Source organism: Myroides sp. TSA_177.3 (genome assembly GCF_052691955.1).
This window is the reverse complement of record NZ_JBQZGD010000001.1, coordinates 152760-164802: the sequence shown is the minus strand read 5'-3', so window position 1 is coordinate 164802 and position 12043 is coordinate 152760. Positions and strand designations below refer to the sequence as shown.

Here is a 12043-nt window from a genome sequence, read left to right as displayed (position 1 = left end):
AGACAAAAATAAAAAAAGGCGGTTAATAAACCGCCTTTTAAATTATAATAACTTATTAAAATATCCACTTATATTGTGCATTGTGGAATACTTCATATACGTAGTTTCCTTCAATTAAAACCAAAGTGATTAAATAAACACATAGGAAAGCTAAAACTCCCGCTACCGTCCATCTAAATGCTGTTTTCTCTTGTTCTAAGTGCATGAACGACCACATGATGTAGTACGCTTTCCAAATTGTTAAAACAATGAAGATATAATTTAACAAACTTAATCCAAAGAAATGTACGTGATGTATGCTTTCTGGTTTGAAAATACCTAATACAACCTCTACAATTGTGATTGCTGATAAGATAAAGAATACTTTCCAGATTTTCTTTGCGTTTGAGTGGTGTGCTGTTGCATCTGCTGCCATATCAAATAATCTTTTATAACATTAAACTAAATAGAAGAATGTAAATACGAACACCCATACTAAATCTACGAAGTGCCAATATAATCCTCCTTTTTCAACCATTTCGTATGAACCTCTTCTGTCATACGTACCTAATAACACATTAAAGAAAATGATAATGTTAATTAAGATACCTGTACAAACGTGGAATCCGTGGAATCCAGTAATAAAGAAGAAGAAATCAGCGAACGTTTTGTGTCCGTATTCGTTGCGGATCAAGTTAGCTCCTTCAACAACTAATACTGCATCTTTCAAACGCTCCACAGAAGCCTCTCTCGAAAGGATTTCTTTGTGTTTTGCATCTGTTGTATTTTGTGTACGAATTCTGATTGCAGGATTTGCATCAAAACCAGCTTGAACTTCAGCTAAAGAATACGTTGATTGACTAGGTCCATTTACGAACCAAGTTGCTTTAGCTCTTGTTAATGTAGCTTCCCCACGATTTGGATCTAAAACTACAAAATCAGCTAATGCGATTTGTTTTCCATCTTCACCTACGAATTGTAAGATTGATCCTCCTCTAGTTTCTACAGCTCCATAAGAACCATTGATGAAGTTTTTCCATTCCCAAGCTTGTGATCCAACGAACACTAAACCACCTAGGATAGTTAAAAACATATAAGTTGCCACCTTTTTTCTCTTCATTTGGTGACCAGCATCAACTGCTAATACCATCGTTACAGATGAGAAAATAAGAATGAAGGTCATTAAGGCCACATAGTACATTGGTGCATCTACACCATGTAAGAAAGGAAAGTGGTTAAACACCTCGTCTGCAATCGGCCAAGTATCCATGAACTTGTATCTTGTAAAACCGTATCCTACAAGGAATCCACAAAATGTTAATGAATCTGATAATATGAAGTACCACATCATCATTTTACCGTAGCTTACATTTAGAGGCCCTCTTGCATCGCCTCTTACTTCAGTAGCTTCTGTAGTAACTGTCGCTCCCATAAAAAGTTATTAGTTATAAAGTTCCCAAATTTAATTTAAATTTTCTATTTAAAGAATGTAAAAAACAAAAACAAATAGACCCAAAGTATATCTAAGAAATGCCAGAACCATGCACATAGCTGTATTCCAACGTATTGCTCAGCATTATACTTTTGTTTAAAATGATTATAAATTACCACGAGTAAAGAAATCATCCCTCCAAACAAGTGTGCAATATGCACAATTACAATGACATATAAAAATGAAGTTGTAATTGTACTTTCGCTTCCTGTAAAGAAGTAGCCTTCGCTAATTACCTGTCCAAAACCTTTGAATTGCAAAAAAACGAATAAGAGACCTAATATCAAAGTAGAAATTAAATAAATCGTACCACTTTTAACATTTCCCTCTTTCGTTGCCTTCAATGCAAGGTGCATCGTCACGCTGCTAATTACAATCGCAACGGTACTAATTGTAAAATCCATTGGCAATACAAAATCTGCAAGCCAGTCAGGTCTAGACTTACTTACTACGTAAGCACTTGTCAAACCTGCAAACACCATGGCAATACTTCCAATAGCAAATAGCAACATTACTTTTAATGCTCTACCTTTTTTCTCGTATTGCTCTTGCGCTACAATATTTTCCATATTCTATCTGTATAAACTATCGTAAAATTTTATCTAACACGTAAATAATTTGGATTAATGAGATGTAAGTTACACTTACTAACATTAATGCACGAGCGGCTTTATCCGTTCTCTGCTTATAAAGCTTTACGGCTGCTGTAAGCATCCAAATTCCCGCTAGTAAAACTAGACCCGCTGCAATTGGCGTCAAATACAATCGACCCGTTACATTAAATACTGGGAATATAGAAACGATGATCAGCCAAATGGTGTATAAAATAATCTGCGTTAGCGTCTTATTATCTTTCTTTCCAGTTGGTAACATGGAGAATCCACCACGTTTATAATCGTCAAACAAGAACCATCCAATTGCCCAGAAATGGGGAAATTGCCAAAAGAATTGAATTAAGAATAAGGTTCCTGCTTCGATACCGAAGTTATTGGTTTCTGCAACCCATCCCAACATAAAGGGAATTGCTCCAGGAAAAGCCCCAACAAACACAGATAGTGGTGTTATGGTTTTTAACGGAGTATAAACACTTGTGTATAAAAAGATAGAGATTGCACCAAACATTGCTGTTTTAGGGTTGATGGCATACAAGATTCCAATCCCCAAAAGCGTTAACACCACGGCTAGAATAAAAGCGGGTGTTGGCTTCACACGACCAGATGCGATTGGTCGATTTGCCGTGCGGTTCATTTTAGCATCTAAATCACGCTCAATGATTTGATTGTAAACGTTAGATGCTCCAACCATACAATATCCCCCTACTGCTAGAGCGATGATGGTCATATAATTTATGCTTCTAATATCCGGAACAGCTAAAACATAACCTGCCAAAGTGGAAAACACTACACTAAGGGCAAGTCCCATCTTAGTCATTTCTTTAAATTCCTTAAGGATAGAAACCGATTGTTTATTTTCAGAAGAAATATTCAAAGCTGTTTTCATTTGTTTTTAATGAGTTGCAAATATAATCCATTTTTTAGAACTATACCTATAAACATACGTTAGAGCTTTGAATATTCACTTATTTTAATCTTTTAGTAATTTTCAGTACTACCCTTCCCCTCAACGATAACTTTTGCCGAAGAAGTTCCTAATCTTTTAACGCCTAAAGTAATCATTTCGATAGCAGTTTCTCGATCGCGAATTCCTCCAGCTGCCTTTACAGGTAGTGGACCTGCATTTTCGAGCATTAAAACAAGCGTTTCCATCGTTGCACCATTAGGTTTTCCCCCTTCTGTCTGATAAAAACCAGTCGATGATTTCACAAATACTTTATCGTATTCTGTTTCTTTGAAATTACTCAATACCACATTCTTAATCAACGCTGTTAGTTTAACGATTTCTGTATTCGTCAACGCTGCTACTTCAATAATCCATTTCACTACTTTTCCTTGTTCTAAACCGAACTTGGTACAAGCGTAAACTTCTTCCTTCACTACATCAACAGCTCCCTTTTGAAAGGCTTTATAATCCACGACATAATCCAACTCATCTACTCCATCTTCGACTGCTTGTTTCGCTTCTTTTAGCTTTGCTTCCAATCCTCCATCTCCTTTTGGAAAGTCGATCACGGTACCAATCAAAACTTTAGAGTTGTTTTGATCTACTAATGCTCTTCCCGCTTTTACTTCTTCAGGGCGAATCATCGCTAGCTTAAACTGCTCTTCAATCGCTTCTTGAATTAAGTCGGTCACAACTTTCTTATTTTCTACTTCTGTCAAACCTGCTTGTTCTGCAGTTTTTAAATACGTAGAATCCATAAACTCTCTCAAATCTCTCATTATTGTAAGTACTTTTTATTAATAAAAAAAGCCCCATGACTGGGGCTCTATTTTTTTTTATGCGTTGTTATAAGTAAACCAAATAAAATTCCAATTGCACTTCCCAGTGAATTAGCGAAAAAATCCGCCCATTCTGCACTTCGTGAATTGGTGAAAAAATATTGACCTAACTCTACTCCTCCACCTAAGAACGTTGCAATAGTAAAGATAACTATTCCTGTTCTTATTTTCGCCTTTTTACTGTTGTTTTTTTTGTTCGAAAACAAAAACCAAATAACGGAGAAAACAAAGTAAAAAGTAAAATGTGCAACTTTATCTTTATTCGGAATATTAAAGAAAGACGTTTTGGGTATTGAGGATGCTTCAGCTAGACATGCGTATATAATAAAACACGTCCAAAGCAATCCTGCGATAAAAAATACCTTACGCGCCAATCAATTCTTTATATGCTGCATCTGACAACAAAGCATCAACTTCGCTTAAATCAGAAACTTTAATTTTAATCATCCATCCAGCTCCGTAAGGATCTTGGTTTACTAATTCTGGTTCTGTTTCTAACCCTTCATTGAATTCAATTACTTCACCTGATAATGGTAAAAACAAATCTGAAACTGTTTTCACAGCCTCTACCGTACCAAATACTTCATCTTTATCCAAAGTTTGGTCTAAGGTTTCAACTTCAACATATACAATATCTCCTAACTCTCTTTGAGCGAAATCTGTAATACCTACTGTAGCGATATCACCTTCGATAGCTACCCATTCGTGGTCTTTTGTGTACTTTAAATTAGCTGGTAAATTCATTTTGTATTATTTTTTAGCAAATGTATAACAATCTTATAGATTTCGAAACAAATTCAACTAATTTCCAAAACTATATCGCATCGTCAATCCGGTACGAATATTTGTAATTGGGTACATCGTTGAAATAACCGCTTTAGAGAAAGAATGATCGTAGAAGAATATCGCAGTTAAATTCTTACTCAGCATGTAATCTGCTGTAATCAATAACTTCCACATATCTTGTCCACCTCCCACTTGGTTGTTGTTGTAATCTAAATAACGTACAATCGTTTCGCGTTTGCTCAAGGTCAAATCAACTTTGATGTTGATGTCGCTTTCAATACGCCCTCCCATTCCGTTATTTGCATACATGGAATTGAATCCAACATTCTTAATTCGGTATCCCAATCCGATTACATAATCGTTTCCGGAGGTTTCCGTTAAGAGGTTGTTGTCAAAACTCAACGCCAAGGTTCTATCTTTTCTAATTTCTGCCAAGATTTTAATGGCCGAATTTGTTTCCAAATCAAAGCGAATTAACGGGTTAAATTGCTCCGTTAAAATAGCATTATTTACGACTGTTTGAGCAGGGTAATTTCCATATTGATTCACCTCATTTGGTTTCTCATAGTATTCAAAATTCGAGCTAAAAGAACCCAAGGCATACGTTGCTGTATACCCATGATGTATAGAGAATCTTCTGAATTTACTCTTAATCCACGGAATGCGCATTAACCCTGTATAACGAAGGTTCCAGTTTGGCAATGGAATATCTCTAAACATACTCGTAGATACCTTGTCTGCCCCTTTACCCGTATAAGCAGCTAAGAAAGATGGAAGTAATACTTCTTGGCTTCCTTTGCTGTATCCGATAGGGAATCCTTCTTTATCTAAATTAGCTGGATCATTGATATCAATTCCTCTTGCTGTTGCTAGGCGATTCGCTACAATCAAACGATTTTCTTTCATGCGTTCAAATGCTGCTGAATACTCTAGTGAATTACTTGAAAAAGCACTACTCAACATAATAGTTGAAATACTGAAGTTTCCATAATTATACGGCGACTGAGATTGGTATTCATTATTCAGCACTTGGAATTGTTCTGCATAATTCTCCGACTTCATTCTTCTTCCTGTTACATCAATCGTCAAATCTGGAATAGGATTAACACTCGCTGTAAAGTTTAGCGTCTTATTTGACACTTCTGTATACTCTTGGTTAAACTCAGGGAAGTTGGTTAAATACCCGTGACTTGCCGCTTGATAACGCACATCAGCTTGATCTCCGAAGACAAATCCCATAGTTGGTTTTGATGTTCCGAAGAATCCAACACTTGGCATAAATCCAGGTAAAACAGTTCCACTGTTTTCTGAATAGTTAATCTGAATCGTTTTTACAGATGTCAACAATCCAATAGCAAAATCAGTTAAAGCACCTCCTGTAGATCCTCCTTCTTTTTCTTTGTTTTGCACCACTTTTTGACCAGGTACAATCGCAGCTTTCTTCGCAGGCGTTTTCTTCGCTGTATTGCGTTTTACTAATCCAACGTAGCGATACAACGTTTCTAAACTGAAGGTTGTATTTAATTGTTGCGTTCTTGAGTTTTGGATGGTATTACCTAAGTTATAATTAACCCCATCAAATTCAATCTGACTAAATGCATCCGAAGCACGTTGCCAATTGTACGTTCCTGTATACGCATACGAAGAGCGAACAAAAGCAAGGAAAGGTATTTTATTTAGCGGTAAATCGTAATTCAATGTAAACTGTTGCGTAAACTGATTCGGTTCTCCAACGTTGAAATAATCATCCCAAATCGTGCTGTTTTCAATTACATTAAATTGACTGTCATAATAATTTCGAACAATATTATTACTTCCTCCAACGTAATTTAAACGCAGTGATTTCGTCAAATCGAAATTAAATCCATAGTTGTAATTGAAATAATAATTACGTCTGTATAACGGATCCAATCCAATTCCTTCCACGTCAATCAAGCGGAATTGTTGTTTGTTATATTGACGCATGATATTACTACTAAACATGATATTAGACGGTAGATAATTGAAGTTAAAATCCTTCAATATTTGCCAATATCTCCCTTTCATAAACTCCATTTTTTTGAATGGCTCGATTGGTTTTACCTCAAAGCTATACGCATAATCCAAAGCCGATCTCGTTTGTTGATCAATCATGGATTCTACTTCAAAATCATGGTGAATCACCTCGTTGTACGAATGCGATAACGTTATATTTTCAATGTCGTAAATTCTCTTTTTACTCTCTGGATCTTTCTGTTTATTTACCCCAATAAAGTTGATACTTCTTCGCTTGGTATAATCCGTTGCGCGTTTTTCAATTTCATCTGCCATTGCTGAAGAACCAGCTACAGATTTCATGGTTTTCAACTTCACGTCTGGGTTTGCTGGATCGAACTCTGGCGTTATAAACTCCTCGCTAATTGCATAGTTAAATGGCAGGTTAATTCTCCAGTTCTTCGGAAGCAATTGTCCTAAGTTCACATTCGTAACAATGCTATACGATTTAAAGTCTTCTTTACTTCGTTGATTTGGTCCTTGTTCCAATCCTCCAAATCCGATCGTGCGTTTTGTTCCTGTTGCAGAAATATTAGCAAAATCAGCCAAGTTTGCATCCACACTTAATGTAGCTGCCCAGCCCCCTTTATTATCCATGTCTGACATTCTCAATTCGTCAAACCAGAATTCACCTGCTAAATCTCCTGTTGCCCCATAACGATCTAAATCATTACGCAAACCAATCATAATCACGCGAACATTTCCAAAGTTTGGATTCCCCTTAATTCCGTAACGCAATTTATTTTCACGCGAAGCTCCTCCGCTCAGTTCCTCTTCTTCTTTAAAGAAGATATCTGTTAAGCGTTCTTGCTTTCCAACCTCGTTCATAAACATCACTTTCAACTTTGTCAAAAGTTCTAGTTTCAATTCTAACTCATTCGCTTCTGGCCAGATTAAATCTGGATTTGCTTCTCCAAAATTCGTTACTTTCAATGGAATTTCCACTTGGTAGAAGTTATCCGTAATATCCGTTCCCAAACGAATAAAGGCTACCATTTCATCATCGCGTAAACGCATGGTGCTATTTTCTAAAGCTTCTGCGTGGATAAACATACGCAACTTGTTGTAGCGACGAAGATCTAGGTTGAAGTTTTTATACACTCCTCTTGAATCACCAGGCGCTAATCCATCTGGAGTTTTTCCTGTTTCAATTGGATATACTTTTAATGACAATGATTGCTCATTTTGTGCAACAACTGTATTGTTCACATAATATTGTTCGCGTTTAACTCCTGGAGGAATTACATACGGAATTGGTTTTCTGTCATAGTTATCTTGTACACTTACTGACGTAACATCGAATCCTGTATTTGGACGTAATGGCAATGGGTTATTATCCTTGTCATTTTGCAAACTCGCATTGTATCTTCTCCAATCAGAACGCACTAAGTCTAAACTTCCAAAGCGCAAGGTGATGTCACTTTCAAATCCAGTTAAATACATACGCATAAAACGCATCGAACGGAAATCGTCAATCATTCCAATTTTCTTTCCATTTTCATCGATAGGCACTTTATACTGAACCCAACGTACCGGAGTTACAGATCCGTCAGCTAATTGCGCCGTAGTATTTCTAATATCCGTTACGTAATTTTCACCTACTTCAGGATTTGCTTTAATTTTTACTGCGTATTCAAAATAAGCATCAATGGTATTCATGGTATTATCCCCATCAATATCTTCTGCATCTGGTTGGTTATTTCCTCCTCTTGTTCCTGTTGTTGGTGAATTTCCTTCTAGTCCATTGTAATTTTTATAACGCTCTAAGATACTTCCCTCCGCATCAAGGTAGTGTACAAAATTATCCGCAGCAGGATCAGAGAATCCAGCAAAATCAGCAAATTTTATACGTTCTTCCTCATCGCTTAATCCATCTAATCCGACGTCTTGTAAACGTCTACTTTCTGCATTTACATCAAACGCATAAATTAACGATGGCGCTGCAGGTACTTTCCCCCAGATAGTTTCAATCGTTGCAACAGTGCTACCAACACCTGGCAATCCATTTTCATATTGTTTGTAACCATCTCGCAAAATATCTTCCGAGATAAATCCGAAGTTCAGACGTAATTCTCCACTATTTCGTTCAGGTAATACATCATTAGATCGTCCCACATATGGGTCTAATACCCAAAATTCAACGAACTCAATATTGGCTTGTTCAAAGTTAGTTGTTGCCAATCCACGCATAACACCTCCCCAGTTTTTACGCGGTGTCTTCGATTTTAAAGACTGTAAATAATCAGGGTTAAAATTATATGGTCCGCGTTCTTCTGGATAGAAAGACATATCTAACGTTGTAATTACGCGACTCTCTCCATAGGCGATATCTTTGGTAGCAAATAACTCTTCACTATAAATTCTTCTTGTGCGGTTCGAAGACATATCTTCTATACCAACTCCATTTGGTTTAGCTCCTACATAAAAAGTAGGGTCAATGGTATACCAGGCTAATTTACCTCGGCGGAATCCATCTTCTAATGAATGTGGTAAGTTGTTAGGATCCTCATAGGTATTCGCATCTTTTTTGAAAAACCCAACTGGAGTACTCGATAATTTCCACGCTAAAGGCGATCGGATATCAATACGCGATTGTGCTCCTTCAAAATCATCAATATACACCGTTGCTTCACCATTCATCTGGTCATTCTTTGAAGCTCCAGGCTGTAAATAAGCAAACTCTCCACGTACTGAAACACGAGATTCAACATCGGTATCAATGTTTGGTAATTTATTAACCATACGCGTCAAGAACGGTACTTCTGTCGAATATTGCATATTGAATCCCCAAATCGTATTGTTTACAGACTCTTGTCCATAGACTGATTTATGCGTCATTGGTTTTTCAGACAAGCGCAAGAATGTACCTCCGATTTTAAAATCTTTACTGAATTGGTGATCAATATTCAATCCAAAGAAACGTTTGGTCTGTTGCCCAAACATTGTATTATTTTCAACAGAAATATTAATTGGCGTATTCGAAGCAAGCAAAGCTTCATCTAGAATCATAACACGACCTCCTGTATAGTCAACCGTATAATCTACTCCTTCAGCCAACACTCTTCCACCTGCATTCACGACAACTGATCCAGGTGCAATATTAAACGCCCCAATCGGAATTCCTTGTCCACTTACACTTGAATACTTCCCTTTTAATTGGAATTTATTCTTGCTACTTTGATTTCGAATTGCAGATGATTTGGTATTCGAATATAATTCGCGGAATACATATTTTTTCTGGTTGGAGTTGTATGACGCAGAAACATCATAATCTTCATCCATTTTACTCTTTAACTTATCGAATAAATGCGCTCCAAAAGGCTCTGCTGTTGTAAAAATAATTCGCCCATTAACGGCATCAATGGTTATACCATCAAAGGTATTATTGTTGTACTGGTTCTGGTTGGAGTTATTTCCATATCCACCTCCATAAGAATTATTCCCACCGTATCCGTTGTTGTTATTGTTATTTCCAAAACTTCCGGTAGCAGGATCTAATCCATTGGTCGCACTTCCTTGTGCCAAGTAATCGAAAAATCCATCCCCTCCATTTTGTGGGTTATTCGATGAATCCAAGCGATCCAAGTGAAATACTTTCAATAATGGCGTGCGATCTACACCTTCTGGCAAAGGTAAATCTCCCGCTTGACTGATGTAATTCAGCGGACTTGGGTCAGTATATAATAAATTAAAGCGGAATTTATCTTGTGAAATATTCATCGCGTTTGGTATCTGATAGATATTTTTCATCATCAAATTCCAAACTGGCGCACTCGTTAAAGTTAAAGAACTCTTCAACATCTTCACCACTAAGGCTTGCGCTAATGGTACTTGAGCATCCGGATCTGTTTGTCCAGGAATATTTGTTTCAACGTTTGAACTTCCGCCATCTGTTCCGAATTCCCCTACTTGGTATACTTTATCTCCAATGGTATATTGGAAAGCGACAGCTAAAACTTCATCATTTGACAAACGCTGTTGAAGAGAGATATACCCCAATTGTGGATGAAAGGTAAACTCATTTGGACTTAATTTTCTTGCACTTTCTAAACGAGCATAATCCAATCCCTCTTGTACGCTATTGGTAAACCCACTACCTCCAATACCTGAAGTTCGGATAGAAGGTGTTAAGTAGTTACTTCCAATTTTCCCAGGGTCATACTGGTTATTTTTATTATCTGTCGGTGCGTCAATTGTTTTATTCAATACGAAAGCAGCAGGATCCACACGGGGAGAAAATATTTTTTCCGACTTGACATTGCGTAAAAATCCTTCCCCTAAATCTTGAATCGCCACAATATTTCGCAAGTTATTATTCGTTTGACTCACGCGATTATAGCGATTGGTTACCCAAACTTCCACGCGTGTAATACGTACTCTCGAATTGATGTAAGGGTAATTTTTCAATGCCTCGTCATACTTGCTTCTAAAGTATTGCGATAAGAAGAAATGTCGATCTTCATCGTAGTCTAATGCATACAATTCAAAATCTTCCAACATCCCTCCTCCTTCAGCATTCACTGAAGTTGTCTGTGATTTTTGTTCCGAGAAAACTCCTGTAATTGTTGTTTTACCGAATTTAAGTTCCGTTTTCACCCCGAATAAACTTTGTGCTCCTCGAATTAAGGAACCACTAATCGGCATGCTCACGTTACCCACTTCTACTTTTTGTACAATATCATCTTCATCAGGTGCATATTCCAATTTCATGATGTTCTGGAAGTCAAAACTCGCTTGGGTATCATAATTGGCATTCACTGCTAATCGCGTACCCACCATTCCTTGCAATCCCATGCTAATGCGCTGATCAAAATCAAACGTTGTCGATTTTCTATTTCGGCTCGACATCAATGGATTTTCTTGTTTTGTATGGCGAATTCCCATATCGAACTCCACAGAACCAGTTGGTTTTACATCAATTTCATTGGATCCAAATATCCCTGAAAACAATTTTGAATTGACATAATAGCGTGGTAACATATCACGTTGTGCAGCTGGATCTTCCAATGTTCCGTTGACTGCATTAAACTTCTGAGAGAAATAACGACGCATTTCTGCACGCATCAAGATTTTTTCATACTCTTGGCGCGACAAAATCAACGGTAAACTCAAATTAAAATCACTCACCACTTTGGTGTAGTAATATTGATCCGTTAATGGATCATAGCTATACGATTCCTTGATAATTTCTGGATCAGGCAATGCGATATTACCCATATCATAAGCTGGCTGTGGAATAGAATCATTGGGTTGATTCAATGTGTTATTTTGTGCAAGACCACTCCACGTGCTGCACAAAACAAAAAATATACAGAAAGCCAACTTCCGGTGAAAAACAAAGAAACCTCCCAAG

General features: G+C 37.1%; 8 protein-coding genes. All 8 read right to left on the bottom strand.

The window, feature by feature from the left end:
* Positions 1-55: 55 nt before the first annotated feature.
* The 8 genes from ACUTSE_RS00695 to sov all read right to left on the bottom strand — a co-directional run bounded on the left by ACUTSE_RS00695 (position 56) and on the right by sov (position 12042).
* On the bottom strand, positions 56-415 hold the full coding sequence (locus tag ACUTSE_RS00695) for a cytochrome C oxidase subunit IV family protein (RefSeq protein WP_002989883.1): 360 nt from the start codon (positions 413-415) through the stop codon (positions 56-58).
* 21 nt (positions 416-436) lie between these two features.
* Entirely contained in the window at positions 437-1411 is a 975-nt protein-coding gene (locus tag ACUTSE_RS00690; RefSeq protein ID WP_115092454.1) for a cytochrome c oxidase subunit 3, read from the bottom strand.
* Positions 1412-1455: 44 nt separating this feature from the next.
* Positions 1456-2040 carry a cytochrome c oxidase subunit 3 gene (locus ACUTSE_RS00685; protein ID WP_002989878.1) on the bottom strand — a complete coding sequence of 195 codons (585 nt, stop codon included), beginning with the start codon at positions 2038-2040 and terminating at the stop codon, positions 1456-1458.
* A gap of 16 nt (positions 2041-2056) precedes the next feature.
* Positions 2057-2971: a heme o synthase gene (gene cyoE, locus ACUTSE_RS00680; protein WP_002989876.1), complete on the bottom strand. Its 915-nt coding sequence runs from the start codon at positions 2969-2971 to the stop codon at positions 2057-2059.
* A gap of 92 nt (positions 2972-3063) precedes the next feature.
* Positions 3064-3810, bottom strand: a complete 747-nt coding sequence (gene deoC / locus ACUTSE_RS00675) for a deoxyribose-phosphate aldolase (RefSeq protein ID WP_002989874.1) — start codon at positions 3808-3810, stop codon at positions 3064-3066.
* 47 nt (positions 3811-3857) lie between these two features.
* Positions 3858-4244 (bottom strand): VanZ family protein, encoded by a 387-nt coding sequence (locus ACUTSE_RS00670; RefSeq protein WP_002989872.1) that lies wholly within the window; start codon positions 4242-4244, stop codon positions 3858-3860.
* Positions 4234-4614 carry a glycine cleavage system protein GcvH gene (gcvH, locus tag ACUTSE_RS00665; RefSeq protein ID WP_002989870.1) on the bottom strand — a complete coding sequence of 127 codons (381 nt, stop codon included), beginning with the start codon at positions 4612-4614 and terminating at the stop codon, positions 4234-4236. The genes ACUTSE_RS00670 and gcvH overlap by 11 nt, the downstream gene beginning before the upstream one ends.
* Positions 4615-4671: 57 nt before the next feature.
* Entirely contained in the window at positions 4672-12042 is a 7371-nt protein-coding gene (gene sov, locus ACUTSE_RS00660; RefSeq protein ID WP_445638863.1) for a T9SS outer membrane translocon Sov/SprA, read from the bottom strand.
* Position 12043: the final 1 nt, after the last annotated feature.